Source organism: Pseudomonas sp. H3_C08, assembly GCF_054669455.1.
The window spans coordinates 5,079,667-5,105,366 of sequence record NZ_CP162803.1; the positions used below are offsets into that span (position 1 = coordinate 5,079,667).

Consider the following 25,700-nt stretch of genomic DNA (forward strand, 5'->3'; position numbering starts at 1 on the left):
TGTTTACGGCTGCGACTGCGGTTGCACCGCGGCCGGATCAAGCGGCTGATAAGGTTGCAGAACGGTGTCGCGCTGCTCGCCCAAGACCCAGGCGAAGCCCGAATACATCACCACCAGACAGACCAAAGTGAACAACACCACCATCCACGCCGGCACGATGCGCACCAGGTTGCGGCGCTGATCGTTCAAGCCTTCCCAGTGCGGCGACAACTCGCGCGGCACGTCGCCACGCAACTGACGAATCTGCCGATAAAGAGCATCGCGGATGCCTTCAAGTTCGAGCATGCCGCGTGCCTGGACGCGGTACTTGCCCTCGAAACCGAGGGACAGGCACAGGTACATCAGCTCGAGCATTGGCAGGTGCTTGACCGGGTTTTTCGACAGGCGATCGAGCAACTGGAAGAACTTCTCGCCACCGAAGGTTTCGTTGTGGAAGCTGCTCAGCAGGCTCATCTGCGACCATTCGCTTTCGTTGCCCCACGGCGTCGTCACGACGGCTTCGTCGACCACGGTGCAGAGCACGTAACGCGCGGCCATTACCTGGCTGCTCTCGGCGCCGTTGTGCAGGGCGCGTACTTCAAACAATTTCAGCCCGGCAGTCAGACGCTCGTTGAGTGCGTACAAGTCTTCGCGGGTTTCGCTGTGCTTGAGGCGCACCACTTCCGAAAGCAGCTCGGACGAAGCAGCGACCAGCGAATTGAGGCTGATGTTGAACGCTTCTGCCGGGCGCAGGCGCGCGGCGTAGATCATGCGTTCTTCCAGTTGCTCGAAACGCGGCGGCGCGGCGAAGTCGGTCAGCGGACTCGATGCCGGTCCGTGGCCCTGACGATCGAGCAGGACGGTTTTGTCGTCCTGGTTGTAATCCGTTTCCTTGATCATGTCGGTCAGTTCCTGATGGCCCAGAATTTCAGTTCAAGCTCGGCGAATTCGCCGGACACATGGAACGCGAAACCGCCGGAGCGCTCGAGTTGTGCCAGGTCTTCGGAACTGAGTTCGAGGATGAAATAGGTTTTGTTCGAGTGGAACGCGATCTGCCGCGGGGCCACCGGCAACGGTTTGACCTTGATCCCCGGCAAGTGCAGGTTGACCAGTTGGCGGATACGCTCCACCGGGCCGACCTTGAGGTGCGCCGGCAAACGGTGGCGCAGTTCTTCGGAGTCGCAGTTGGCACTCGCTGCCAGCACGAACGACGCCGAGCCGAGCAGTTTGTGGTCGTGCAACGGCGAGACGATGATGCCGTACTGACGTGCTTGCAGGATCAGTTCGATGGCGTGCTGCTCGAGCACCATCGACAGCACCTGGCGAATCGCTTCCATCAGTTTGCGGAAGCTCCCACCCTGATCGGCGTGGGAGTAGCGGCTGTCCAGGCGCGGGCGTTTGCTCTCGCCGGAAAAGGTCGCCAGATCGCCGAGCATGGTCAGCAGCGTGCGGTACAACTCTTCCGGGTGCACTTGCTCCAGGCCGAGGTAGTGGCGCAGCAGCAGTTCGGTGCGGTTGATCAGTTGCAGCATCATGAAGTCGCCGACCTCCGCGCCGCCGACCTTGCCGTTTGAGCGAATCCGCTCGGCAATCGTGTCGCCACGGTGGTTGAGCATGCTGATGACTTCTTTCAGGCACGACAGCAGATAGCTGGAGGCGTGGGCCTGAATGTAGGTCGGCACGAAATCCGGGTCGAGGCTGATCACGCCGTCCGGCGTGGTGTCGAGCACGTCGCAGATCTTCAGCTTGACGTAGGCCTGATCGCTCTGCTGCTCGCCGAGCAACAGTTTGAAGTCCGGGCGACCGCAGCTGACCTGGCTGGCGGAATCGTCGCCGGCGTTGGAGTCGGCCACTTCGGCGTCGTACGCGGTGTAACGCGCGAGCACGTCGGATTGCTCCGGACGGCGCGACTCGATGTGGTTGCCGGTGACCAGCGGCAGCGCCAGGTAGATCGGCGTGTTGCCGGTGTTCGGCGGTACGTCAAGCGCCAGCGGCTCGGTGTTGCCACCGAGTTCGAACAGGCTGCCGTCCGGCAGAATCCCCGAGGCTTCACTGATCACCAGTTTGCCCATGTTGAGGAACTGCAAGTCGATCTCCAGATTGAGGAAACCCCAGGTGTAGCCACCCAGCAATTGGGTGCGGGTTTTCATCTGGTGATCGTAATAGCGATCGTTGTGCTGGAAGTGCTGCGGCCGCAGCAGCATGCCTTCCTGCCAAATGACTTTATGGGTATTCATGATCAGTCATCCGCCTTGGCGAGCACTTGATTGGTGTTACGGATGCCGGTCTGGTCCAGAGTCAGATCGACTTCGGTGACTTCCAGCGGAGTGATCTGAACGGTGTGGCGCCATTGGGTGTCCGGCAAGTCGCGGTAAGCGGCGAGAACGCCCACATAAAGGCTGCCCTCTTCCACCTTGAGCTTCATCTCCACAGTTTCACCCGGGCGCAATTCGAGTTCTTCGCTGGCCACCAGATCCGGGTTGAGGGATTCCTTGGCGCGTTCGTACAGGCTGAAGAAGTCAGCGTTCTCGAAGGTCACCGGGTGCTTGAGTTCGAACAGGCGCACGACGATCGGCGACGGCCGACCGTTGAGGTCCGGGTTGAGCTGATCGCTGCCGGTCAGCTTCAGGTTGATCTTGGTCACTTTCGAGTACGGCGACAGCGACGAGCAACCGGCGAGCAGCACCAGCACGGTGAGCGCAGTCAGCGTCTTGAAAAAGCGGTCGAGCGGCGAGACATGCGCATCATCCTTGGTGGTCGGTGTGGAGGGTGGAGATCAGGCGGATCTGTTCTTCGTAGGCCTGGGCGAAGTCGCGGGCCAGCAGACGCTCGCTCCAGTCATCGTCCTGACGCAGCGCCTGGTGATAGCGGCCGAACGCTCTCCAGCGCCCGCCCGATGTCGCGATCAACGGCTTGTTGTCACGCTCGAAACGCAGGGTCAGTTGCTCCGGCGAGAAATGCTCCAGCGTGCCGCGCACGGCGGCGCGGCTGGCGGTCAGCAGTGCGACTTGATGCGCCTGCAGATCGCGGAACGCACGGGAGATCGCTTGCTCGGCCGGCAGATGGCCGGGCTTGCTTGGCTGCAACAGAATCTGCAGGGCTTCGCTCGGATCGACGGCGAATTTCAGCGGATTCTTGTTGGTGCCTTGCACGGTGGTCTGGGCCAGACGCAATTCGTTTTTCAGCTCCGAGCGGGTGCGCAGGCTCTGCTGCAATCCGCCGATGCTTTGGCGCAGCAAGCGCGCCGCGTTCAACGCCAGGGCTTCGCGTTCGTCGTGGCTGAGGCCTTTGACGTCGACGCCCAGCGCCGCACCGAAATGATCCCAGAAACCTTCGCTCTGGCGCTCGACGGCTTTCGGTGCCGGAGCGGGCTCAGGTTCGACCGGAGCGGCAATCAGCTCCGGCACCATCAGGCTTTCCATGTCGATACGTGCGTAGTCGGCACGCTGACGGGAATCCTCAGGCTTGGTGTTCGGCGCCAGCAGTTCGTCGATTTCCGAGTACACACGCTCTTGCTGCTCGAGAGCATTGAGCGGGTCGAGATCGAGGAAGGCATCATCGGGAATGATGCTGCCAGCGGCGCGTGGGCGGCCGACTTCGCCATCGAAGGTCGCCGGGTCACGGACCAAGCGCGCGCGAATCTCGAAGTCACCCAGCACGTAGGTGCTGCCGTGCTCGATGCGCACTGGTTCGCCTTTGTGCAGACGCGCGCCGCTCTCGCCGTCCTGGACACCGTTGCTGCTGGTGTCGGTGAGGAAGAACGTGCCCTCGCGGTAGCTGACAATCGCGTGGTGATTGGACAGGTGACGCTTGCGGTCAGGGATGATCCAGTCGCAGTCCTCGCCCCGCCCGATCACGCCGCCGGCCTGTTTAAAGGTCTTCTGGCACAACTCGGTGGGCACGAACTGCTTGGTGTTCAGCATTTCGAAAACCAATTCCATGTTTGATGCTCCTTGCGGTCACTTGCCGCGATTGACCGCTTGCGGATCACCCAACGGGCGATAGTCGTTGTCGTTGAATTTGTAGTTGCCGCTACAGCCGCCAAGGCCGCATAGAACGACGAGGGTCAGCAGGACAGCGTGCCAGTGACGAACAGACATCAGAGGGTCTCCAGGTGTAGACAAAGCACAAAGCGCCGACCCTTGCGGGCGGCGCTGAAATTGGTTTTTGTGGGGATTTCGATGACGTTTTGCCTACCCATCGAAATCTCCCAGATTGATGTTCAGACGGCCGAGCCGATACAGCAGCGTGCGTCGCGGCAAGCCCAGTTCGCGGGCGGCGAGGGTCTGGTTGCCGTCGTTTTTGCGCAGGCAATCGAGCAATAACGTGCGTTCGACCTGCTCGAGGCGTTCACGCAAATTCAAGTGGCTGTTGTCTTCCGGCATCGGCTCCATGCGCAGGGAGAAATGCTCGGCGAGCAACTCGCCGCCTTCGCACAACAGCACCGCACGCTCGACCAATGCCTTGAGTTCACGCACGTTGCCGGGGAAGTTGTAGCCGGACAGGTGTTCCAGCGCCGCACTCGACCAACGCACCGGATCGCGTTGCAAATAAGTGCAGGTCTTCTCGGCAAAGTGCTGGGCCAGTTCGAGGATGTCGCCTTCGCGCTGACGCAGCGCCGGCAGCTCGATCGGGAATTGCGCGAGGCGGTAGTACAAGTCCTCGCGGAATTTGCCCTCGCTGACCAGCGTCGACAGATCGCGGTGCGTTGCGGCGATGATGCGTACATCGATTTTGTGCGTGTCGTTGGAGCCCAGCGGACGGATCTCGCCTTCCTGCAACACGCGCAAGATCTTCGCCTGCAACGACAACGGCATGTCGCCGATCTCGTCGAGCAACAACGTGCCGCCATTGGCCGCATCGAACAGGCCGGCGCGGTCGCGATCGGCACCGGTGAACGCGCCTTTGCGATAGCCGAACAGCTCGCTTTCCAGCAGATTTTCCGGAACCGCCGCGCAGTTCTGCACGATGAACGCCTGAGAACGACGCGGGCCGCAATCATGAATCGCCCGCGCAACGACTTCCTTACCGGTACCGGTTTCGCCGCGCAATAACACGGTGTACGGGCTGTGCAGGACTTTGCTGATCAGCGAATGGGTCTGGCGCATCGCCGCGCTTTTGCCGATCAAGCCATAGCCACTGATGCTCGGCACGCTGCGCGCCACCGTGGCCGATTCCGCCAGTGGCTGGCGCAGGCGTTGCAGCAAATGCAACTGGCCCAGCACGAACGAGCCGAGCTGGCCGAGGGAATCCGCGAAGCCTTGCAGGTTGGTGCGACGTCGACTGGCGCATAGCAGCAAGCCTTCGACCGCCTTGTGCTGATTGACCAGCGGCACGCACAACAGCGACTGCCACGGCGAGGTCGCCGCCGGCAGGAAACTGGTTTCGTGCAAGCTGCCGCTCAAGTCGTCGAGGCACACCACGCGGTTCTGGCACAGGGCGAATTGCAGCAGTTGTTCACCGTTGTAATCCGCCGGCAGGCTCGCCGCTTCACGCGGTTGCAGAGCGCCGTCGAGGCATTCGGCGTTCATCCCCAGACACGTGTGGGTGGCGTCGAGCAGATACAGCTGCGTCAATTCGCAACCGCTCAACTCGGCCAACCCACGCACGAAGTCACCCAGCAACGCAGCACCGTCCGCCGCCCGCGACAGACTGGCGAACTGCGCCAGCAACGCTTCGGCATAGACCAGTGGCTGCGGCACCTGAGTGAACATCACACCCACCTCAGGCGAACTCGCACGTCACGCTGGACTCGCCGTCGAGCGTGGCATGCACACGCTTGAGGCTTTCACCGGTAGCCATGGCATCGAGCAAGCGGTCAGCCACCAGCGGCAGCACGTGCTGATCGAGCAGATGGTCGATCAGGCGCGCACCGCTGTCGCTTTGCGTGCAACGCTCGGACAGGTGATCGACAAGGTTCTGGCACCAGCTGAAATCCAGCTGACGACGATTGAGACGCTCGCCGAGGCGACCGAGTTTGATCTCGATCAGCTCGCGCAATACCGGGCCGCCGACCGGGTAGTACGGCACTACTTTCATCCGCGCCAGCAGTGCCGGTTTGAAGTGTTTGCTGAGCACCGGGCGAATGGTTTCTTCGAGCACTTCGGCGGTTGGCCGCGCGCCGTTTTCACAGAGGTCGCTGATGCGGTCGCTGCCGAGGTTCGAGGTCATCAGGATCAACGTGTTGCGGAAGTCGATCTCGCGACCTTCGCCGTCGTTGGCCACGCCTTTGTCGAAGATTTGGTAGAACAGGTTGAGCACGTCCGGGTCGGCCTTCTCGACTTCATCGAGCAGCACTACCGAGTACGGCTTTTGGCGCACGGCTTCGGTGAGCATGCCGCCCTCGCCATAACCGACGTAGCCCGGTGGCGCGCCGATCAGGCGGGAAACGGTGTGCTTCTCCTGGAATTCGGACATGTTGATGGTGGTGATGAAACGATCACCGCCGTACAGCAAGTCAGCGAGGGCCAGTGCGGTTTCGGTTTTACCGACGCCGCTTGGGCCGACCAGCAGGAACACGCCCACTGGTGCGTCAGGTTTGTTCAGACCGGCAGCGGTGGCGCGCATCGAGCGATCCAGGGCGTGCACGGCTTGTTCCTGACCACGGATGCGCGTGCGCAGGTCGGTGGCGAAACTGGCGACTTTGGCGTTGTGTTCGCGAGCCAGTTGCGCCAATGGCACGCCGGTCCAGGCGCTGATCACTTCGGCGACCAGGCGGGGGCACACTTCGAAGCTGACCAGACGCTCCTTGACCTGTGCGGCGGTCAAGGCGCTGTGGGTTTCGTTGAGCTGGGCTTCCAGCGCTTCGACGCTTTGGCCTTCTTCAACTTCAGCGGCGATGGTTTCGATCACCGTGCCTTCAGCGTCTTCTTCAACGTTGACGGTCGGCTCGACGGCGGCGGCTTCGCGGGCCTTGGCCAGTTGCTGACGCAGTTCCAGCAGGCGCTCGGCCAGTTGTTTCTGTTCAGTCCACAGGGTTTCCAGCGCGACCATTTCGTCTTCGGCTTCGTCGAGACGAGCTTCCAGTGCATCCAGCGCTTCGTAGTCGATCAGCAGACCGGCCTCGGCATCGCGGCGCAGGGCCTGACGCTGACGGCCACCTTCAGCCAGTTCGCCACGCAGGCGCTCAAGGCTTTCCGGGGCAGCGGCGAGGCTGATGCGCACGCGGGCGCAAGCGGTGTCGAGAACGTCGACCGCTTTGTCCGGCAGCTGCCGACCGGCCAGATAACGTGCGGACAGTTCAGCCGCCGAGACCACCGCGTCATCACGCAGATAGATGCCGTGGCTCTTCTCGTAAACCTGGGCCAGACCACGGAGGATGGTCACCGCTTCGCTGACAGTCGGTTCGTGCAGTTGCACCGGTTGGAAACGACGGGCCAGCGCCGGGTCTTTCTCGAAGTATTTCTTGTACTCGGCCCAGGTGGTCGCGGCGATGGTACGCAGTTCGCCACGGGCGAGTGCCGGTTTCAGCAGGTTGGCCGCATCGGAACCGCCAGCGTTGCCGCCCGCGCCGATGAGGGTGTGGGCTTCGTCGATGAACAGAATGATCGGTTTCGGCGAAGCTTTGACTTCGTCGATCACGCCTTTAAGACGACGCTCGAACTCACCTTTGACGCTGGCGCCAGCCTGCAGCAGGCCCATGTCCAGCGACAGCAGTTCAACGCCTTTGAGCACTTGCGGCACTTCACCGGCGGCGATGCGCGAAGCCAATCCTTCGACGATGGCGGTCTTGCCGACACCGGCCTCACCGACGACGATCGGGTTGTTCTTGCGGCGACGGGCGAGGATGTCGACCATCTGCCGGATCGCGCCGTCACGGCACAGCACCGGGTCGAGTTTGCCGTCGCGGGCCTGTTGGGTCAGGTTGTGGGTGAAGCGCTGCAACAGCGATTCGCCCTGCGCCGCTGGTTTGCCATTGGCCGCTGGTTGCTCCTGTTGCGACAGGGCAAATTCCTTCAAGCGATCAATGTTCAGCTTGGCGAGCAGCGGCTGATAACGGCTGCCGGCGTAGCGCATCGGGTTACGCAGCAGCGCAAGGATCAGCGCCGCGTCTTCGACCTGGGTCTGACCCAGTTCGAGGTTGGCCACCAGCAAAGCGTCTTGCAGCCACTGCACCAGTTCCGGGGCGAACACCGGATTGCGCGAAGCGCTGTGTTCGACGCGCGATTGCAGCGCAGCGCTCAGTTCACCGGCGTCGACGTCTGCATCCTGCAGTGCGCGCGACAGCAAGCCGTTCGGGCGCTCGAGCAGGCCAAGCATCAAATCTTCGACGAGGATCTTGCTGCCGCCACGGGCCACGCAACGCTCGGCCGAACGTTCCAGATCACGACGGGTTTCGGCGTCCAGCGCCTGGATGAGTTGTTGCAGGTCTACGTTGATCATGGCTCACGTCCTTAATGAATTTTGCTGCCCAGGGTTACCACGCCGTCCGCTTTTTCGCGGCCCAGCCAACTGGTCCAACCGAGGCGACAGGCGTTCTGCTCACCGATGCGCAGTTCGCGGATTTCTTCCTGGCGCAGGACCAGGCGAATGTCGTAATCGAGCGGGTCACGCAAGGTGAACCGCACCAGCGCGCAGAGCGGCTGGTAACCGAAACCGATCGGCAGGAATTCATGGAATCGCTGCCAGTCGAGTTCGGTGATGTGAATGCGGAATTTGCCGCTGCGGTCGCGCACGTGTTCGCCGAGCACGAGGTCTTCGCCGAGCAGGCTGTTGGCGCGGCCCAAACGATTGCGCTGCTCTTCGAGAATTTCCACGCGGCGCTCGATGCACTGCTCGATGACCAGGTCTTCGTGCTTGAAGTAGTAACGCAGCACGGCTTCGATCAGCGCCGCCGAGTGCGCACGCAAGCTGAGCAGGCCTAGGTACGGCAGCAGACGTTTCCAGTTGAGTTCCTTGGCCTTGCGGATCTCTTCACCACCGAGGCCGATCAGGGCAAACAGCTGCGAAGAGAACGGGTCGATCGCGCCGCTCTGGAAGCTCGCGCGATAGCGATACTTGCGCCAGATCGGCAGCATCAGCCGTTGCAGGCGATGGTGAAAGAGGTCGAGGAAATTGCGCGTCGGGTTGCCGTCTTCGCTATCGCCCAGGGCTTGTTCGCCGTAGAACGCCGGCAGCGGCGAACCCGAGCCGACCAGGCCGATCAGGTTGAAACGCATGCGCGCGCGCATTTGCCCGTGCTCTTCGAAAAACTCCACACGATCGACGTCGCTGCGCGGAAAGCCCAGGCTCGGGTTGGCCTGAAACTCCACGTGGTCGTACAGATCGTCTTCGCTCAGGTGCGGGTGTGCCTCGCGCAGCCGGTCGATCACCAGCAGCACGGCCTGAAACAGCGAGTACTCGCGTATTACCTTGGTCAGCCCGCTTAAAGCAGGGGCTGCAGGCCCATACGTGGTGTCCATTGGTACACCTCTCCCTGTGTGCTTTTTACGCGCAGCTCATGGAATGAATTGAGACTGGCGTAAAGCGCGAAAAACTCGTTAAGAACCGAAGCGAAGACGAACAGGTCGCCTTCGCCGATGTACCCTTCCGGGTCGATGGTCAGTTCGGTGCGCAAACCGCGCACCGGCAACCCACGGTGCAAGCGGTCGACGTGGTGATGCTTGATGTGCTTGAGGCCGCCGAGCAGGCGTTTGCTGACCTTCTCCGCGTGCTGGTCGTAGTAGCGCGGCAAGTCGTAGGTCTCGAGAATCACCTTCAACGCATTGACGTCGGCCAGCGACAGATAGTTAAGCGACATGTTGCTGATCAGCTTCCACAGGAAGTCACGGTTCAGCGGTGGCGCGAAGCTGGAAGTGGCCGGGGTAATGTTGCGGAAGCTCAAGAACTCCGGCGTCTCTTCACTGGCCATGCAGATGTCGCCGAGCTTGAGCTTGCGCGGCAGGTTCTGGTTGGTGCACATCAGCTCGATCGACAGGGTTTCGTGGGCTTCGGTATGGCGAATACCGAAGCTCAGGTAGGTGTCGAGGCCGTCGTGCAGCAAGGACGAACGCTGGCGGATGCTGTAATGCGGACGGCTGTTGGGCACGTCGAAACTCGGGTCGTGCTCGAAGGATTCGAACGGCACGTACTCCTGATAACCGAGGCCGCCGGGCTTCCAGCCGGTCACGGTTTCCACCGAGAACACACCGCAGTTTTCCAGATCGTATTCCGCCGGCAGCAATAGGTATTCATCCTGTTTGCCGTCGAGGCGAATCGGCAGTGCGTCGTGGGCGAACAGGTTGGCAATCGGCGTGCAGAACAGCTTGACGTTATCCAGGGTCGGCCGCATGCGCATGATGCCGCTCTTGCGAATATCGAAGCGCAATTCGAGGCCGCGCATCTGCTTGAGGGTGTCCTCCGGCAGCGCGTTGATGATGTCCAGACCATTCACATCGACGAACAGGAACTTGTCCTGGAAGGCGAAGTATTCCTGCAGGTAGCGATAGCCGCGGAAGGTGTTCAGCGGATACGGGATCAACGCCTCTTCTTCGGCAAAGCCCACCGGTTTGACCCGATCACCGGGAATCTTGAACGCCATCGGCTTGCCGCTGACGCCATCAATCGGTTTGCCGGCGCCGTCGAGCGGGATCAGTTCGATGCCTTCAAGGTTGCGCAACAGGCTCAGGTAGAGCATCTGGCTGATGTAGCGCTCGCCGGCAAAGTGCAGACGCAGTTTGCTCAGTTCCAGCTCACCGAGGTGACCGTCGGCACTCATTTCCAGACGCAGGCTGAGCAGCGAGCCGTCACCCTTCACCGAGTAATTCAGCGCGGCCAGATCCAGCGGCAGCACGTCAGTCGGGTAACAAGTACGGAAGCGGCAACGCACGTCTTCGATCGGCTTGCTTTCAATCGGCGTATCGCGCTCGACGCGCAACGCCGGCCCGGAACGCTTGAGCGGATCGAACTGCAAAATGCTGAACGCCGGCAGCGGGCGCATGTAGTTCGGCCACAGCAATTGCATCAGCGAATGGCTGAGTTCCGGCAGCTCGTCATCGAGCTTCTGGCGCAGACGCCCAGTCAGAAACGCAAAGCCTTCGAGCAACCGCTCCACGTCCGGATCCCGCCCGGCCTGGCCCAGATACGGCGCCAACGCCGGACTACGCTCGGCGAAACGGCGACCGAGTTGGCGCAGTGCGGTGAGTTCGCTTTGGTAGTAGTGGTTAAAGGACATGTATGGCTGCCTGGGTATTTATTCGTTTGATTTGCAAACTGAAAGCGACTGAGAGCGCAAATATGGGAAAACAAAAAAAATCATTTCGTACTCCGAGCTAGCAAGAACCGTTCAAACTTACCAGCCACCCATATCGCCAGAGCAGTGAGCCCACCTGTAAGAATGCTATAGGCGACCGCTCGAACGGGATAAAGCGGCAACAAGTAAAGCAATATCATCGAAACCATTAAAACAACAATACTAAACTTAAAAAATAGCCTTGGAATTATAGCAACCAATAAATTAGCAAAAACAAATAGGTAAAAAATCATATACATGGCAATCCCAATGGAAGCGCCACGAGACGTCAAACCACCAAATGAAACTTTATACAGAGAGACCCCGTAATAATTAACAACAACATAAACGACGCAGGCAAAAAAGTGCACGAGCAAGCCCGCTGCTATCCTCGTCATCATCTCTTCCACTCTCCATACTTATCTACAGAGCCCTGAGTGATGGAGCTTCTCAATTTCTGATCGGAAACGCCGAGGTAAACTGTGCTGGTCACCACTTTTTCGCGATAGCCCATTCGCCCAGCAAATACTCTTATAGTTTCAGTGCGTAGCTCAAAATTTTCAGAGGCCCACAAAGCACCGCGCAGCACCATGTAGTTATCGTATTCGTTGGTTTTGTCCTCCTTCGGAAATATAGGGATACCATCACCATACGTCATACCGGTTTCAACGGTTTTCTTGATAGCCGTTTCCGAAGACTTGGTTTCTTCCAAATATAAACGGTAGGTATCGGTCGAGAACGGTATTTGTCCAACACCGTCAGTCCAATAGGGCTCGCCCTCGATCATCACCATTATAAATCCGGCGCCGCCCTCTGAACTATTTTTCCAATCACCGGGCATTCTGGGAGCGAAGCTAATTGACATTCTGTCAACAATTGCAAACTTTATAATTTCTGCCCAGGTAAATTGTTTATAAGCATTGTATGCGTCCGTGCCGGCAGTTTTAGACTCGGGATTCACCCATACCTTTTCCCGGTAGTTATCAGCTAGAGGCTCAAACCATTGGATGGCTTCCGCATAGAGCTTTTCAGCCGTCATGATTCTGAACTGAACATCTGATGCATTCGGTTTTACAGCAAAAAGAGGCACGCCATTGCCTCTGGTTATCAGCCAAACATTTGGCAAAGGAAGCTTTTTCGGTTCTTTATCTTCACTCGGCGTAGTTTCGGCTTTAATTTTCAGCTCCGTTTTTCCATCGGAGGTCTCGAAAACATGTGCGATGCCGTCGATAACAATAGAGGTTTCCACGCGATTACTCCGCCGACACGTAGATGGTAACCATCTCGCCTTGTTTACCAGTGGAGAAACACCCCGTGCCCCCAGCTGCCGACGAACATCCTGCTTTTTCTAATCCACTCTCAGAAACCATTCTGTAATTCAAGTTCGCGATTGGTTGTCCGTCCGCTGCATGAAAGGAAAAAACTCGGTTGAAGATCCCAGGAATAACAACGGGCTCCGGCGGCACAAACGGCGCCGGCGAATGCGAATTCCCGATAATCACCGTCCCGGATCCAGCCGTAACCTTGTTGCCATGCGTACCCACCGAATCAACCGTCGCGGCAGGTTTGCCGTTGATCAACACAGTGGTCGCCAAACCTCCCGACATCGCACCACCACACGCCGAGGCATCGCCCTGGCGGGCGGCCGCGAGGCCGTCGAAGAACACGTCGCCGGAACCGGCGGCGATCGGATTGGTGCCGTGACCGGGGAGCGGGCAAGCGGTGGGGTCGGATACACGTGCCGCGGGTTTGCCAGACATCGGGGTTCTCCTTAGTTGACCTTGGCTTGATGACTATTCATTTCTTGAGCACACGCCGGAATATTCCAGCCCTCATAACCCGTCGCTGTCGGGTAGATCGCGTGACCGTATACCCACTGCGAGCGTTCATCGGTGGTGAACTCGTTCTGCCAGAGCAGCCATTCGGACGACTTCAGCAACGTGCCGTCTTTTGCATAAACGCGGAAAAAGGCTTCGCTGGCGAATAGCTTGAAAAGCTTTCCCGGTATGCCGAAGGCTGAGTACTGCGGAATGTAGGAACGGATGGAGCACGTACCATTGCCGTTCCAGACAATCGAGTACTCGTGAGCCAGCCGTGCTGCCGTCGTTTTCACGTAACAGGCAATTGAAATCAGGACAGTGGCCGTCAGGGCTAGAAACAGCAAAGCGCTACGCCCCAACTTTGCCAAAAGACCTAAATTCACGGCGCTCCCTCGCATGGTCCTAATTCACCTTCACTTGTCCGCTGCCATCCAGGCGCGCGGAAAAACTGACCTGACGCTTGAACCCTTCTACTTCCAGCAGGCCTTCGATGCTGAAGGCGAGGCGAAGCTGATCGTGGTCACGCGGCAGGGAAATGACACGCACGTTGCTCAGGCGCGGCTCGTAGGCTTCGATGAAGTTTTCGATGGCCAGACGGGCCTGACTCAGGGAGTCGTGCAGGCTCAGACGCATGTCATTGAGATCGGGCAACCCGTAGTCGGACAGCGTTTGCACGCTGCCGGCCCGGGTGCTGAGCATTTTGGCCAGATGGGCAGCCACTGACGCCATGGCACAAGCCTCAAGGCTGTTGCCCTTGCGTAGTTGCGCGTCGCCATTGAGGCGTTCGAACAGGCTGCCGTATCCGTCCATGAGTCGCTCTTACTCTTTGTCCAGCTTGCCAACCAGCGACAGGGTGAAATCGGCACCCATGTACTTGAAGTGCGGACGCACGTTCAAGCTCACGCGGTACCAGCCCGGCTCGCCTTCAACGTCGCTGACGATCACTTGCGCAGCGCGCAGCGGACGACGGCCACGCACTTCGGCGCTCGGGTTTTCCTGGTCGGCAACGTACTGACGGATCCACTTGTTCAGTTCCAGCTCGAGGTCGGTACGCTCTTTCCACGAACCGAGTTGCTCGCGCTGCAGCACTTTCAAGTAGTGAGCCAGGCGGTTGACGATCATCATGTACGGCAGTTGGGTGCCGAGCTTGTAGTTCAGCTCTGCGGCCTTGCCTTCTGCGCTGATGCCGAAGAACTTCGGCTTCTGCACCGAGCTGGCGGAGAAGAACGCCGCGTTGTCGGAGCCTTTACGCATGGTCAGGGAGATGAAGCCTTCCTCGGCCAGTTCGTATTCACGACGGTCGGAAACCAGAACCTCAGTAGGGATCTTGGTTTCGATTTCGCCCATGCTTTCGAAATGGTGCAACGGCAGGTCTTCAACTGCGCCACCGCTCTGCGGGCCGATGATGTTCGGGCACCAGCGGAATTTGGCGAAGCTGTCGGTCAGCTTGGTGCCGAACGCGTAAGCGGTGTTGCCCCACAGGTAGTGCTCGTGGCTGTTGGCAACAGTTTCCTTGTACACGAACGATTTGACCGGGTTTTCTTCCGGATCGTACGGGTTACGCAGCAGGAAACGCGGCACGGTCAGGCCAACATAACGGGAGTCTTCCGAAGTACGGAAGCTCTGCCATTTGGCGAATTGCGGGCCTTCGAAGTGGTCTTTCAGATCTTTCAGATCCGGCAGGCCGGTGAAGCTTTCCAGGCCGAAGAATTTCGGGCCGGCGGCAGCGATGAACGGTGCGTGCGACATGCACGAAACGCTGGCCACGTATTGCATCAGCTTGACGTCTGGCGAGCTTGGCGACATGTAGTAGTTAGCGATGATCGCGCCCACAGGCTGACCACCGAACTGGCCGTATTCAGCGGTGTAGATATGCTTGTACAGGCCCGACTGCATGACTTCCGGCGAGTCTTCGAAATCGTCCAGCAGGTCTTCTTTCGAGACGTTGAGGATTTCGATCTTGATGTTTTCGCGGAAGTTGGTGCGGTCAACCAGCAACTGCAGACCACGCCACGACGATTCCAGCGCCTGGAAATCCGGGTGGTGCAGGATCTCGTCCATCTGACGGCTGAGCTTGGCATCGATCTCGGCGATCATGCGGTCAACCATGGCCTTCTTGACCGGCTCACCGTTGTTCTGCGGCTTGAGCAGTTCTTCGATGAAGGCCGACACACCGCGCTTGGCGATGTCGTAGGCTTCGTCGTCCGGAGTCAGACGGGTTTCGGCGATGATGCTGTCGAGAATGCTGTATTCGCCGCTGGCGGCGCTCTTCTCTTGTGCTGCGCTAGTGCTCATTGTGTTGGCTTCCTTGGCTGGAGTCTCAGGCGTCCGGGGCTGCGGCGTTCAGGCCCAGCTCACCGAGTACGCGACCGCGGGATTCGTCGTCGGCGAGCACGCCTTCGATCGCTTTACGGAACGCAGGTGCGTTACCCAGCGGGCCTTTGAGGGCCACCAGCGCATCGCGCAGTTCCATCAGTTTTTTCAGCTCAGGCACTTGCTCGACCAGGCTGGCCGGGTTGAAGTCCTTCATCGAATTGACGCGCAGTTGCACAGCCAGCTCGTCGGCCTCGCCATCTTCCTGCAGACGGTTCGGCACGCTCAGCGTCAGACCCAGCTCTTGCTTGGCCAACACTTCGTCGAAGGTCATCTTGTCGATGCTGATCGGCTTGCGATCTTCGATTTTGCGATCGTCCTTGCGGTGGGTGTAGTCACCGATTGCCAGCAGCTTCAGCGGCAGTTCAATCTCTTCCTGAGCACCGCCGGTGGCGGGTTTGAAGGTGACGTTGATGCGTTCCTTGGGGGCTACCGAGCCTTCTTTGGCCATGGCTTTTCTCCTTGCGGTTGTGGCCCTGGGGCCTATTCGAGTACCACTTCGAGGTCGAGGTGGCACAGCCTGCGATAAATCTCTTCCTTGCGTTCACGTACGGCATGGTTCTGCGGCAACAACTCGCAGCAGCTATGCAGTAAATGCAGCACTTCCAATGCAAGATCGGGCTCCCAGGCGTGCAGGCCTGAGTCCTGTAATGTTTGATCGAGGGTTTCCAGCTGGTTCTTGGCCAGTTCGTATTTCTTGGCCATGAAGCACAGGCGCGCGAGGGCGAACTGCCAGAAGAAACGTTCGCGGCCGCCGTGAGCGGATTGCAAACCCTGCTTGAGGGTCTGCACGGCAGGCTTCAGGCCTTCCTTGCGCAGCAGCGGCAGGACTTCTTCGAGCGCCTTTTCCCAGGCCGGCTGGGTTTCGACGTTTTCGCTTTCGACCTTGCGCGGCGCGCTGGCGCTTTGCAGGTGCGGCATGACGTTGGCGGCGATCCACGCCCGGGTGGACGGATCGGCAAACGGCGCGCCGTCATGGAAGCGCAACTCGACAATGCCGGGCAGCCGTTGAACCAAAAGCGCGAAGTGGATCTCCACTTCGCGCATTGCCAATTCGGCGTTGAGGTTCTGGAGACACTCCCAGACCATCCTCTGCCCATCGAACCAGAACGGCGCCTTCGCCAGGCTCGCCTCCAGTTCCACCAGCAGGTCGGCGTATTTGCCCTGATCGAAACGGTCCTGATAGAGCTTGAGCTTTTCCAGTGGCAGGCCGCGCAACACGGTGATCTGCTCGGCGTTGCGCTCGGGCACCGCGTCGATGGTCATCCACAGCAGTGTGCGATTGAGGCGCAGGGCGCGCAGGTCGGTGGCTTTCTGCTTGAGCCACCAGGCACACAATGGCCGGGCGCTTTCCTGTTGCGCGCGCAGGGCTTTGTGCGCATCTCGTTCGTTGTCGATCGGTGCGCCGGGGGTGAGCAACTGGCTCGCGGCCTGTTTGACCTGCGCCACCGCCGCACCGACTACACCGGGGGCCGGCTGGTTGTCGGCCGCGCGCTGGATCATGGTTTTCAGGCGACGGGAGATCGGCAGCAGCAACGGCGAATCATCGCCCAGATGCTCGGCACACGCCGCTTCAAGGCCGGACAGGTGCTCGGAGAGCTGCCGGAACATCGGCAACTGCTCTTTGATCGCAATGTTTTCGGTGATGACTTGCTCGAGACGCGGCACCAGCCAGCCGATCGCGGCGGCACGAGTACGGGGTTTGAGCGGGTGAACGTCGGCCCAGTTGTTTTCCGACAGATGGTGCAGCAGACCGAGGCCGGCCAGCAGCCCGGGGAAGGATTCGCGCTGGTACAGCGACCAGGTCAGCCAGGCGCCGACACGTAAATCCTTGGATTGGGTACGCAGCAGATTTTCGCTGTTTTCGCGAATTTTCAGCCAGTCGATCTGCCCGCTTTCGTGCATCGACGAGGCTTTGGCCAGCTCACTTTCCAAGGCCTCGAATTCGCTCGAAAAACGAACGTCTTCGCCCGCGAAATTCTCTTTGGAAACAGAGACTTTAGCGAGTTCGAGGTAATGGGCGGAAAGTTTGCTTGAGTAGGACATCCATGGCCTTTATTAAGGATTACAGTCAGGCGCCTATTGGAGTTACCGCGGCGCGGGACAGTATCGAAGAGCGGTGAAGCGACTCATCCAATTGAGATGTGCTCTTTCAAGTGGGCGCATCGTAATCACTATGATGGCCACTAGCAAGCATCTGATTAAACAACAAGACGAACTGTTCTTTGTTTGTTGTAGGAGGTTTCCCTATATTCAGTCAGGGAATCCCCGATGCCGTCTTCATATATACGCAGCTGCACGAAACACCTGAAAACCCTGATTTAGAGCGATCGTTCCAATCTGCGGTGATCACCGAAGACCGGGGCCGACGACAATGGCGCGGAGCATGACGGGTTTTGAAAAAAACGGATGTAGGATGATTCCGAAAGATTTCAGTGTTGTTTCAACAATCCACAGCGAGACAACCAACAATGGCAAAAGTGCCATCACTATGATGGCTTTTATATATAGGGTATTGATTTAAGTGTGAGGCAGATCGATAGCCAACCAATGCAATTGATTACGTGGCTTTATTATTGCTGCAGGGCATAACAAATAGGCAGGCATAAAAAATGGGCACCCGACCGCAATCGGTGTGCCCATTTTTTCAGCGGTTCTCCCCGTTATTCGAGGAGTTCGCCGCAATTAAGGATTTACGCTGTCTTTCAACGATTTGCCTGGCTTGAACGCAACAGTGTTGCTGGCCTTGATTTTAACCGGTTCGCCGGTCTGCGGGTTTTTGCCGGTGCGGGCGCCGCGGTGGCGTTGCAGGAAGGTGCCGAAGCCGACCAGCGTCACGCTGTCCTTGCGGTGCAGAGCGCCGGTGATTTCTTCGAGAACGGCGTTGAGTACGCGGTTGGCCTGTTCTTTGGTCAGATCTGCTTTTTCAGCGATTGCAGCGGCGAGTTCTGGTTTACGCATTAGTGAAGCCCCTTTGACGGTTTTTTGTTGTTATGTCCGTGCTGTTCTCGTTGGAACAGCGCCCAAGGCGCCGCAGGCTCTACTCTGCGGCAGACGGGAGTGAGAATGGCACGCGGATACCGGCGGCGCCAGTCTCCACGCGACCTTTGTAGGGGCAAAAGCGGGGTGATTCCGACAGAACGACCGGTATTTACGCCAGCAGCGCCGGAAGCTGTTTGTTCAGGGCGAGTTTTTCCATCACCGCTGCACCCGTCAGCGCATAACCGAGCAACTGCCCATCGGCACCGTGGCACAGCGCCTTGATGTCGGCGCCCAGACCTTCGACGGTCCACACACCTTCGCTGCCCCGTGGTGGTGGCGAAACCACCAGCGGGCACACCGGGGTTTTTACGGTGATCGGCATCGGGCCGTAGCTCACGGCAGTAGGGTTTCCAGCGAGGGTTTGCGCCAGCGCGCGCGCGCAACTCATCAGGGGCATCACGTACAGCAGATTCAATCCGTCGACCTCGGCGCAGTCGCCCAGGGCGTAAATATTGGCGTGGGAGGTTTTCAGGTGCCGGTCGACCACGACGCCGCGATTGACCTGCACGCCGGCAGCCGCCGCCAGATCGATACGCGGGCGCAGGCCGATGGCCGAAACCACCACGTCGCAAGGAATGACCTGGCCGTCGGACAGGTGCGCTTCCAGGCCGTCGGCGACTTTTTGCAGGCGGGTCAGTACCGGGCCGAGGTGGAATTTCGCACCAAGGCTTTCCAGCCCGGCCTGCACCGCCGCCGCAGCGGCCGGGTGCAGCAGCATCGGCATGACTTGTTCGCACGGCGCCACCAGTTGCACTTCGTAGCCGCCAAGTATCAGGTCGTTGGCAAACTCACAGCCGATCAGTCCAGCGCCGAGCAATAGCACCCGACGCTTGCCCGCCGCAGCGGCGCGGAAACGCGCATAGTCTTCGAGATCATTGATCGGGAACACCAGATCGCTGCCATCGCCTTCAATCGGCACACGCACGGTTTCCGCGCCCCAGGCGAGAATCAGGTCGCGATAGCTGACCGCCTCCTCGCCAATCCACAGGCGCTTGTGGCCAGCGTCGATGCCGCTGATGCGCGTGTGCGTGCGCACTTCGGCCTTCAACTGCTCGGCCATGGTGCCCGGCTCGGCCATGCTCAGGCCGTCGGCGTCCTTGTTCTTGCCGAAACCGGTGGAGAGCATCGGCTTGGAGTAAGAGCGGCCGTCATCAGCAGTGATCAGCAACAGCGGGGTTTCGCTGTCGAGCTTGCGAAACTCGCGGGCCAGGTTGTAGCCCGCCAGGCCAGTGCCAACGATGACGACAGGTGCGCTCATGCCTTACTCCTTTGTTTTTCTTGCTTAGTTGATTTCGATCATTTCGAAGTCCGTCTTGCCGACGCCGCAGTCCGGGCACAGCCAGTCTGCCGGTACGTCTTCCCAACGGGTGCCCGGCGCAATGCCGTCATCCGGCCAACCCTCGGCTTCGTTGTAGATCAGGCCACAGACGATGCATTGCCACTTTTTCATTCAGGTACTTCCTCAGGGTTCAGGCGTGGTGCCAGCGCGGACGGTCGATGGGTGTTGCGCTGCCATCCGGCTCAGGGCGTTTTGTACTGATGGAGCCGGGCAGATGCAAGCCTGTTCGGCGCAACGGCGACCCGGATCAATCAATCTCGCAGCTCGCCATGGTAAGCTCGCCGCCTCATTTGCGGCCAATAATGACTCATTGTGCAACATTCAAATGCCTGCCCGGCCCCGCTCTGGCTGACCCAAAGCCGACTGACGCCCCTCCCCGATTCGGTGACCCTCGACTGGCTGTTCGACGAAGGCTCCCTCACCCGCCGACTGACCCGGCTGTCCAATGATGGCTTCAGCGTCACGCCGTTGTTCGAAGGCTGGGACACTCTGCGCGCCGACGAATGCGCGGCGCTGGAGCTGGCCGAAGGCAGCGAAGGCTGGGTGCGCGAGGTGTATTTGCGCGGTCACGGCGAGGCCTGGGTATTTGCCCGCAGCGTGGCGTCGCGCGCCGCCTTGCAAGGCGACGGCTTGCACATGGATGAACTGGGTAGCCGTTCGCTGGGCGAATTGCTGTTTTGCGATCAGGCGTTCCAGCGTCGCGCCATCGAAGTGTGCCACTACCCTGAACAATGGTTGCCGCCAGACGTGAAGGCGCCTGAGTTGTGGGGTCGGCGTTCACGTTTCGACCGTGGCGCATTGAGCGTACTGGTCGCGGAAATCTTCCTGCCGAGCCTGTGGCGCACCGCTCGCGCCCATCCGGAGAACTGCTGATGTATCAGAGCCTGCTCAAGTCGCTGAACCGCTTGAACCCGCGCGCGTGGGACTTCATTCAGTTGACCCGGATGGACAAGCCGATCGGCATTTATCTGCTGCTGTGGCCAACCCTTTGGGCCCTGTGGATTGCCGGCAAAGGCTCGCCGTCGCTGGCCAACGTGGTGATTTTCGTCCTCGGCGTGGTACTGACCCGCGCCGGCGGTTGCGTGATCAACGACTGGGCCGACCGCAAGGTCGACGGCCACGTCAAACGCACCGCGCAGCGACCGCTGGCCAGCGGCAAGATCAGTTCGAAAGAAGCGTTGGTGTTCTTTGCGCTGTTGATGGGCGTGAGTTTTCTGCTGGTGCTGTGCACCAATGCGCCGACGATCTGGCTGTCGCTCGGTGGCCTGGCGTTGGCGTTCACATATCCGTTCATGAAGCGCTACACCTATTACCCGCAAGTGGTGCTGGGCGCGGCGTTTTCGTGGGGCATGCCGATGGCGTTCACGGCCGAGACCGGTGAACTGCCGGCGGCAGCGTGGCTGCTGTGGATCGCCAACCTGCTGTGGACGGTGGGTTACGACACCTATTACGCAATGACCGATCGCGATGACGATTTGAAGATTGGCGTGAAATCCACGGCAATTCTGTTTGGCGAGGCGGACCGGGTGATCATCCTGAGTTTGCAGGCATTGTCGCTGGGTTGCCTGATGCTGGCGGGATCCAAGTTTGAGCTGGGCATCTGGTTCCATCTTGGCCTGCTGGTGGCTGCCGGGTGTTATGCGTGGGAATTCTGGTACACGCGGGATCGCGACCGGATGCGCTGCTTCAAAGCGTTTTTGCACAACCACTGGGCCGGGTTGGCGATTTTCGTCGGGATCGTGCTGGATTACGCGTTGCGCTGAAGATTCAAACCTGTGGCAGCGAGCTTGCTCGCGAAAGCGTTGGGTCAGTTGCCACATAGACTGACTGAGACGACGCCTTCGCGAGCAAGCTCGCTCCCACAGGGACGCAGTTGCTGCAGGACTCAGTGTTTCGGCATGTGCCACATGTCCTTGAACCCTTCCCCCTTCATGTCGCCTGGTTTTTCATCCATTTTGAAGGTGTAAAGCGGCTTGCCGTCATATGCCCATTGCATCATGCCGTCATCACGCTTGATGGGGGTGAATTTGCCTTCAGCCTTGGCCCCCGCCGGCGCCATCATCGGCGGCCAGTTCTTCGCGCAATCGCCGTTGCACATCGATTTACCGCCATCGTCCTTGTCGAACGTATAAACGGTCATGCCTTTGTGATCGACCATCATGCCGTCCTTCATCATGGCCGGCTCGGCGGCCATGGCAAATCCAGGCAGCGTCAGGGCAGCAGCCATCAGCAGGGCTTTGAAAGAAACAGTCATTTGAGTCATGGAAACCTTCTTTTGTGGTTGTCAGGATTCGGACTTAGAGCTTAGTTGAGGATTTGCACAATCGCCGCCGGACTAAAATACTGTCACACGACTGCAATAATTCCGTTATCTAATGCGGCGCAAGACAGTTAAATGACAAGAGGATTAAGGCATGGTTGGCAGGAGCATTCTGATCGTCGACGACGAAGCGCCCATTCGCGAAATGATCGCCGTTGCGTTGGAAATGGCCGGCTATGACTGCCTCGAGGCCGAGAACTCGCAGCAGGCCCACGCCATCATCGTCGACCGCAAGCCGGACCTGATCCTGCTCGACTGGATGCTGCCCGGCACCTCCGGCATCGAACTGGCCCGTCGTCTGAAGCGTGACGAGCTGACCGGGGACATCCCGATCATCATGCTCACCGCCAAGGGCGAAGAGGACAACAAGATCCAGGGTCTGGAAGTCGGCGCCGACGACTACATCACCAAACCGTTTTCCCCGCGCGAACTGGTCGCCCGCCTCAAAGCCGTGCTGCGCCGTGCCGGCCCGACCGACGGCGAAGCGCCGATCGAAGTCGGCGGCCTGCTGCTTGATCCGATCAGCCACCGCGTGACCATCGACGGCAAACCGGCCGAGATGGGCCCGACCGAATACCGTCTGCTGCAATTCTTCATGACCCACCAGGAACGCGCCTACACCCGTGGCCAGTTGCTGGATCAGGTCTGGGGCGGCAACGTCTATGTTGAAGAGCGCACCGTCGACGTGCACATCCGGCGCTTGCGCAAGGCCCTCGGCGACGCCTACGAAAATCTGGTACAAACCGTGCGCGGCACCGGCTACCGGTTTTCCACCAAGGCCTGATCCGACCGCCAGACTCGCTGACAAGGACCGTATTTTCCGTGAATCAAAACTGGCATGGCACCCTGATCCGCCACATGCTGTTGCTAGTCACAGCGTGTCTGGTGATCGGCCTGATCACCGGCTATTACGGCTGGAGCCTTGCGGCGGGCCTGGGGATTTATCTGGCCTGGACACTCAAGCAATTGCTGCGTCTGCACGAGTGGCTGCGCCAGCACCAACCCGACGAAGCACCGCCCGACGGCTACGGCCTGTGGGGCGAGGTGTTCGACAGCATCTACCACCTGCAACGCCGCGACCAACGCGTGCGCGGGCGTCTGCAAGCGGTGATCGACCGGGTGCAGGAATCCACCGCCGCGCTGAAAGACGCGGTGATCATGCTCGACAGCGACGGCAATCTGGAATGGTGGAACCGCGCCGCCGAAACCTTGCTTGGCCTCAAGACCCCCCAGGACAGCGGCCAACCGGTGACCAACCTGGTGCGCCATCCGCGTTTCAAGGAGTACTTCGAGCAGGAGAGCTACGCCGAGCCGCTGGAAATCCCCTCGCCGACCAACGATCGCGTGCGCATTCAGCTGTACCTGACCCGCTACGGCAACAACGAACACTTGATGCTGGTGCGCGACGTCACGCGCATCCATCAGTTGGAACAGATGCGCAAAGATTTCATTGCCAACGTCTCCCACGAGTTGCGCACGCCGCTGACGGTGATCTGCGGCTACCTGGAAACCCTGCTCGACAACGTCGAGGAAGTGAATCCGCGCTGGAGTCGCGCGCTGCAGCAGATGCAACAACAGGGCGGGCGCATGCAGACGCTGCTCAACGATTTGTTGTTGCTGGCGAAACTCGAAGCCACCGATTATCCGTCGGACAATCATCCGGTGCAGATCGACACCCTGCTGCAATCGATCAAGAGCGATGCCCAGCAATTGTCGGGCGCGAAGAACCAGCGCATCAGCCTCGAAGCCGATGCCGGCCTGTTGCTCAAGGGCAGCGAGGCGGAGTTGCGCAGTGCGTTTTCCAATCTGGTGTTCAACGCGGTGAAGTACACCCCGGCCGAGGGCAACATCCGCATTCGCTGGTGGGGTGACGATCAAGGCGCACACCTGAGCGTGCAGGATTCCGGCATCGGCATCGACAGCAAACACCTGCCGCGCCTGACCGAGCGTTTCTACCGCGTCGACTCCAGCCGCAACTCCAACACCGGCGGCACCGGGCTGGGTCTGGCCATCGTCAAACACGTGTTGCTGCGCCACCGCGCACGCATGGAAATCAGCAGCGTGCCCGGTCACGGCAGCACGTTCACCTGCCATTTCGCCCCAGCTCAGGTGGCTCAGGCGCGGGCCATCAGCGCCGCCGAGTAAGACCGACCGGCACTCGCCACTAGGCAATCGCCATGTCAGCCGCTACATTGGCTGACTTGTGCCTGCCTTTCAGGCGCGATTTTTCTCTCTCTTGAATCACACGGAACCCGCAAAACTCCATCATGGACCCTTCCCCTGGCTTGTCCCTCGCTACAATTTTCGCCGATTTCGGCATGATCCTTTTTGCTCTGATCCTGGTTTTGCTCAACGGCTTTTTCGTTGCGGCGGAATTTGCCATGGTCAAACTGCGCTCGACCCGGGTCGAGGCCATCGCTGATCAGAACGGCTGGCGCGGGCACATCCTGCGCACCGTGCACAGTCAGCTCGATGCATACCTCTCGGCCTGTCAGCTCGGTATCACGCTCGCCTCCCTTGGCCTTGGCTGGGTCGGTGAGCCGGCGTTCGCACACATCCTCGAACCGCTGCTGAGCGCGGTCGGCGTGCAGTCGCCGGAGATCGTCAAAGGTGTGTCGTTCTTCACCGCGTTCTTCATCATTTCGTACTTGCACATCGTGGTTGGTGAGCTGGCCCCGAAATCCTGGGCGATCCGCAAACCCGAGCTGCTCTCGCTATGGACGGCGGTGCCGCTGTACCTGTTCTACTGGGCGATGTACCCGGCGATTTACCTGCTCAACGCCAGCGCCAACGCGATTCTGCGTATCGCAGGGCAAGGCGAACCCGGTCCGCACCATGAACACCATTACAGCCGCGAAGAACTGAAACTGATCCTGCACTCCAGCCGTGGCCAGGATCCGAGCGATCAGGGCATGCGCGTTCTGGCCTCGGCGGTGGAAATGGGCGAGCTGGAAGTGGTCGACTGGGCCAACTCCCGCGAAGACCTGATCACCCTCGAATTCAACGCGCCGCTGAAAGAAATCCTCGCGATGTTCCGTCGCCACAAGTTCAGCCGTTATCCGGTGTACGACAGCGAGCGCCAGGAGTTCGTCGGCCTGCTGCACATCAAGGATCTGCTGCTGGAACTGGCGGCGCTGGACCACATTCCCGAGTCGTTCAACCTGGCTGAGCTGACCCGTCCCCTCGAGCGCGTGTCGCGCCATATGCCGCTGTCGCAGCTGCTGGAGCAGTTCCGCAAGGGCGGCTCGCACTTCGCCGTGGTCGAGGAGGCTGACGGCAACATCATCGGCTACCTGACCATGGAAGACGTGCTGGAAGTGCTGGTCGGTGACATTCAGGACGAACACCGCAAGGCTGAGCGCGGGATCCTCGCCTATCAGCCGGGCAAGCTCTTGGTGCGTGGCGACACGCCGCTGTTCAAGGTGGAACGCCTGCTGGGCATCGACCTCGACCACATCGAAGCCGAGACCCTCGCCGGGCTGGTCTACGAAACCCTGAAACGGGTGCCGGAAGAGGAAGAAGTGCTGGAAGTCGAAGGCCTGCGGATCATCATCAAGAAGATGAAAGGGCCGAAGATTGTGCTGGCGAAGGTGTTGATGCTGGATTGAGTGCAATGCG

25 protein-coding genes and 1 pseudogene are annotated in these 25,700 nt (G+C 59.7%); 5 read left to right on the forward strand and 21 right to left on the reverse strand.

Annotation, left to right across the window (positions count from 1 at the left end; all coding sequences use genetic code 11):
* Positions 1–3 precede the first annotated feature (3 nt).
* From icmH to AB4N74_RS23355, 20 genes and pseudogenes are all read right to left on the reverse strand, one after another.
* Positions 4–879 (reverse strand): type IVB secretion system protein IcmH/DotU, encoded by an 876-nt coding sequence (gene icmH / locus AB4N74_RS23260; protein WP_007920301.1) that lies wholly within the window; start codon positions 877–879, stop codon positions 4–6.
* A 5-nt stretch (positions 880–884) separates the two neighbouring features.
* On the reverse strand, positions 885–2,216 hold the full coding sequence (tssK, locus tag AB4N74_RS23265; protein WP_007920300.1) for a type VI secretion system baseplate subunit TssK: 1,332 nt from the start codon (positions 2,214–2,216) through the stop codon (positions 885–887).
* 2 nt (positions 2,217–2,218) lie between these two features.
* Positions 2,219–2,718: pseudogene (tssJ, locus tag AB4N74_RS23270) on the reverse strand (type VI secretion system lipoprotein TssJ).
* A gap of 5 nt (positions 2,719–2,723) precedes the next feature.
* The gene (gene tagH, locus AB4N74_RS23275; protein WP_034152083.1) at positions 2,724–3,920 is read right to left on the reverse strand and encodes a type VI secretion system-associated FHA domain protein TagH; all 1,197 of its coding nucleotides are present in this window, start codon (positions 3,918–3,920) and stop codon (positions 2,724–2,726) included.
* 18 nt (positions 3,921–3,938) lie between these two features.
* Positions 3,939–4,079: a hypothetical protein gene (locus AB4N74_RS23280; protein WP_003229566.1), complete on the reverse strand. Its 141-nt coding sequence runs from the start codon at positions 4,077–4,079 to the stop codon at positions 3,939–3,941.
* 93 nt (positions 4,080–4,172) lie between these two features.
* Positions 4,173–5,693 carry a sigma-54 interaction domain-containing protein gene (locus AB4N74_RS23285; protein ID WP_122596747.1) on the reverse strand — a complete coding sequence of 507 codons (1,521 nt, stop codon included), beginning with the start codon at positions 5,691–5,693 and terminating at the stop codon, positions 4,173–4,175.
* Positions 5,694–5,703: 10 nt separating this feature from the next.
* On the reverse strand, positions 5,704–8,361 hold the full coding sequence (gene tssH, locus AB4N74_RS23290; RefSeq protein ID WP_116254220.1) for a type VI secretion system ATPase TssH: 2,658 nt from the start codon (positions 8,359–8,361) through the stop codon (positions 5,704–5,706).
* Between the two features lie 11 nt (positions 8,362–8,372).
* Positions 8,373–9,380 carry a type VI secretion system baseplate subunit TssG gene (gene tssG, locus AB4N74_RS23295; protein ID WP_016985779.1) on the reverse strand — a complete coding sequence of 336 codons (1,008 nt, stop codon included), beginning with the start codon at positions 9,378–9,380 and terminating at the stop codon, positions 8,373–8,375.
* On the reverse strand, positions 9,344–11,131 hold the full coding sequence (gene tssF, locus AB4N74_RS23300) for a type VI secretion system baseplate subunit TssF (RefSeq protein WP_093429639.1): 1,788 nt from the start codon (positions 11,129–11,131) through the stop codon (positions 9,344–9,346). Before tssF ends, tssG begins: the two co-directional genes overlap by 37 nt.
* 80 nt (positions 11,132–11,211) lie before the next feature.
* Positions 11,212–11,589, reverse strand: coding sequence for a hypothetical protein (locus AB4N74_RS23305; RefSeq protein ID WP_093429638.1), 378 nt, complete (start codon positions 11,587–11,589; stop codon positions 11,212–11,214).
* Positions 11,586–12,437 (reverse strand): hypothetical protein, encoded by an 852-nt coding sequence (locus AB4N74_RS23310; RefSeq protein ID WP_093429637.1) that lies wholly within the window; start codon positions 12,435–12,437, stop codon positions 11,586–11,588. The genes AB4N74_RS23305 and AB4N74_RS23310 overlap by 4 nt, the downstream gene beginning before the upstream one ends.
* A gap of 4 nt (positions 12,438–12,441) precedes the next feature.
* The gene (locus AB4N74_RS23315; RefSeq protein WP_093429636.1) at positions 12,442–12,948 is read right to left on the reverse strand and encodes a PAAR domain-containing protein; all 507 of its coding nucleotides are present in this window, start codon (positions 12,946–12,948) and stop codon (positions 12,442–12,444) included.
* An 11-nt stretch (positions 12,949–12,959) separates the two neighbouring features.
* Positions 12,960–13,391: a hypothetical protein gene (locus tag AB4N74_RS23320; RefSeq protein ID WP_236427323.1), complete on the reverse strand. Its 432-nt coding sequence runs from the start codon at positions 13,389–13,391 to the stop codon at positions 12,960–12,962.
* A 19-nt stretch (positions 13,392–13,410) separates the two neighbouring features.
* Complete coding sequence (tssE, locus tag AB4N74_RS23325; RefSeq protein WP_093429635.1) at positions 13,411–13,818, reverse strand: type VI secretion system baseplate subunit TssE; 408 nt, start codon at positions 13,816–13,818, stop codon at positions 13,411–13,413.
* A gap of 9 nt (positions 13,819–13,827) precedes the next feature.
* The gene (gene tssC, locus AB4N74_RS23330; protein WP_016772499.1) at positions 13,828–15,303 is read right to left on the reverse strand and encodes a type VI secretion system contractile sheath large subunit; all 1,476 of its coding nucleotides are present in this window, start codon (positions 15,301–15,303) and stop codon (positions 13,828–13,830) included.
* 25 nt (positions 15,304–15,328) lie between these two features.
* A complete protein-coding gene (gene tssB / locus AB4N74_RS23335) occupies positions 15,329–15,832 on the reverse strand; it encodes a type VI secretion system contractile sheath small subunit (protein WP_003229587.1) in 504 nt (167 codons plus the stop codon).
* Between the two features lie 32 nt (positions 15,833–15,864).
* Positions 15,865–17,427, reverse strand: a complete 1,563-nt coding sequence (tssA, locus tag AB4N74_RS23340) for a type VI secretion system protein TssA (RefSeq protein ID WP_007920270.1) — start codon at positions 17,425–17,427, stop codon at positions 15,865–15,867.
* Positions 17,428–18,066: 639 nt separating this feature from the next.
* On the reverse strand, positions 18,067–18,342 hold the full coding sequence (locus tag AB4N74_RS23345) for an HU family DNA-binding protein (RefSeq protein WP_003213368.1): 276 nt from the start codon (positions 18,340–18,342) through the stop codon (positions 18,067–18,069).
* 190 nt (positions 18,343–18,532) lie between these two features.
* On the reverse strand, positions 18,533–19,681 hold the full coding sequence (locus tag AB4N74_RS23350) for an NAD(P)/FAD-dependent oxidoreductase (RefSeq protein WP_093429634.1): 1,149 nt from the start codon (positions 19,679–19,681) through the stop codon (positions 18,533–18,535).
* Between the two features lie 24 nt (positions 19,682–19,705).
* Complete coding sequence (locus tag AB4N74_RS23355) at positions 19,706–19,873, reverse strand: rubredoxin (protein ID WP_093429633.1); 168 nt, start codon at positions 19,871–19,873, stop codon at positions 19,706–19,708.
* Positions 19,874–20,074: 201 nt separating this feature from the next.
* Here AB4N74_RS23355 and AB4N74_RS23360 point away from each other — a divergent pair, with 201 nt between their 5' ends.
* On the forward strand, positions 20,075–20,635 hold the full coding sequence (locus AB4N74_RS23360) for a chorismate--pyruvate lyase family protein (protein ID WP_460097347.1): 561 nt from the start codon (positions 20,075–20,077) through the stop codon (positions 20,633–20,635).
* Positions 20,635–21,525, forward strand: coding sequence for a 4-hydroxybenzoate octaprenyltransferase (gene ubiA / locus AB4N74_RS23365; RefSeq protein WP_093429631.1), 891 nt, complete (start codon positions 20,635–20,637; stop codon positions 21,523–21,525). The genes AB4N74_RS23360 and ubiA overlap by 1 nt, the downstream gene beginning before the upstream one ends.
* 122 nt (positions 21,526–21,647) lie before the next feature.
* Here the strand turns inward: ubiA and AB4N74_RS23370 are convergent, their stop codons facing one another.
* Positions 21,648–22,025: a COG4315 family predicted lipoprotein gene (locus tag AB4N74_RS23370; RefSeq protein ID WP_093429630.1), complete on the reverse strand. Its 378-nt coding sequence runs from the start codon at positions 22,023–22,025 to the stop codon at positions 21,648–21,650.
* A 151-nt stretch (positions 22,026–22,176) separates the two neighbouring features.
* Between AB4N74_RS23370 and phoB the strand changes: the two genes are divergently transcribed.
* The 3 genes from phoB (at position 22,177) to AB4N74_RS23385 (ending at position 25,690) form a co-directional block, all read left to right on the forward strand.
* A complete protein-coding gene (gene phoB, locus AB4N74_RS23375; protein WP_007896474.1) occupies positions 22,177–22,866 on the forward strand; it encodes a phosphate regulon transcriptional regulator PhoB in 690 nt (229 codons plus the stop codon).
* Positions 22,867–22,940: 74 nt separating this feature from the next.
* A complete protein-coding gene (gene phoR, locus AB4N74_RS23380) occupies positions 22,941–24,227 on the forward strand; it encodes a phosphate regulon sensor histidine kinase PhoR (protein ID WP_256573782.1) in 1,287 nt (428 codons plus the stop codon).
* Positions 24,228–24,349: 122 nt separating this feature from the next.
* The gene (locus tag AB4N74_RS23385) at positions 24,350–25,690 is read left to right on the forward strand and encodes a hemolysin family protein (protein ID WP_007920256.1); all 1,341 of its coding nucleotides are present in this window, start codon (positions 24,350–24,352) and stop codon (positions 25,688–25,690) included.
* Positions 25,691–25,700: the final 10 nt, after the last annotated feature.

Coding starts and splice junctions, on each gene's coding strand:
- icmH (WP_007920301.1), bottom strand. CDS start 879: ATGATCAAGGAAACGGATTACAACCAGGACGACAAAACCGTCCTGCTC.
- tssK (WP_007920300.1), bottom strand. CDS start 2,216: ATGAATACCCATAAAGTCATTTGGCAGGAAGGCATGCTGCTGCGGCCG.
- tagH (WP_034152083.1), bottom strand. CDS start 3,920: ATGGAATTGGTTTTCGAAATGCTGAACACCAAGCAGTTCGTGCCCACC.
- AB4N74_RS23280 (WP_003229566.1), bottom strand. CDS start 4,079: ATGTCTGTTCGTCACTGGCACGCTGTCCTGCTGACCCTCGTCGTTCTA.
- AB4N74_RS23285 (WP_122596747.1), bottom strand. CDS start 5,693: ATGTTCACTCAGGTGCCGCAGCCACTGGTCTATGCCGAAGCGTTGCTG.
- tssH (WP_116254220.1), bottom strand. CDS start 8,361: ATGATCAACGTAGACCTGCAACAACTCATCCAGGCGCTGGACGCCGAA.
- tssG (WP_016985779.1), bottom strand. CDS start 9,380: ATGGACACCACGTATGGGCCTGCAGCCCCTGCTTTAAGCGGGCTGACC.
- tssF (WP_093429639.1), bottom strand. CDS start 11,131: ATGTCCTTTAACCACTACTACCAAAGCGAACTCACCGCACTGCGCCAA.
- AB4N74_RS23305 (WP_093429638.1), bottom strand. CDS start 11,589: ATGATGACGAGGATAGCAGCGGGCTTGCTCGTGCACTTTTTTGCCTGC.
- AB4N74_RS23315 (WP_093429636.1), bottom strand. CDS start 12,948: ATGTCTGGCAAACCCGCGGCACGTGTATCCGACCCCACCGCTTGCCCG.
- tssE (WP_093429635.1), bottom strand. CDS start 13,818: ATGGACGGATACGGCAGCCTGTTCGAACGCCTCAATGGCGACGCGCAA.
- tssC (WP_016772499.1), bottom strand. CDS start 15,303: ATGAGCACTAGCGCAGCACAAGAGAAGAGCGCCGCCAGCGGCGAATAC.
- tssB (WP_003229587.1), bottom strand. CDS start 15,832: ATGGCCAAAGAAGGCTCGGTAGCCCCCAAGGAACGCATCAACGTCACC.
- tssA (WP_007920270.1), bottom strand. CDS start 17,427: ATGTCCTACTCAAGCAAACTTTCCGCCCATTACCTCGAACTCGCTAAA.
- AB4N74_RS23345 (WP_003213368.1), bottom strand. CDS start 18,342: ATGCGTAAACCAGAACTCGCCGCTGCAATCGCTGAAAAAGCAGATCTG.
- AB4N74_RS23350 (WP_093429634.1), bottom strand. CDS start 19,681: ATGAGCGCACCTGTCGTCATCGTTGGCACTGGCCTGGCGGGCTACAAC.
- AB4N74_RS23355 (WP_093429633.1), bottom strand. CDS start 19,873: ATGAAAAAGTGGCAATGCATCGTCTGTGGCCTGATCTACAACGAAGCC.
- ubiA (WP_093429631.1), top strand. CDS start 20,635: ATGTATCAGAGCCTGCTCAAGTCGCTGAACCGCTTGAACCCGCGCGCG.
- AB4N74_RS23370 (WP_093429630.1), bottom strand. CDS start 22,025: ATGACTCAAATGACTGTTTCTTTCAAAGCCCTGCTGATGGCTGCTGCC.
- phoB (WP_007896474.1), top strand. CDS start 22,177: ATGGTTGGCAGGAGCATTCTGATCGTCGACGACGAAGCGCCCATTCGC.
- phoR (WP_256573782.1), top strand. CDS start 22,941: ATGCTGTTGCTAGTCACAGCGTGTCTGGTGATCGGCCTGATCACCGGC.
- AB4N74_RS23385 (WP_007920256.1), top strand. CDS start 24,350: ATGGACCCTTCCCCTGGCTTGTCCCTCGCTACAATTTTCGCCGATTTC.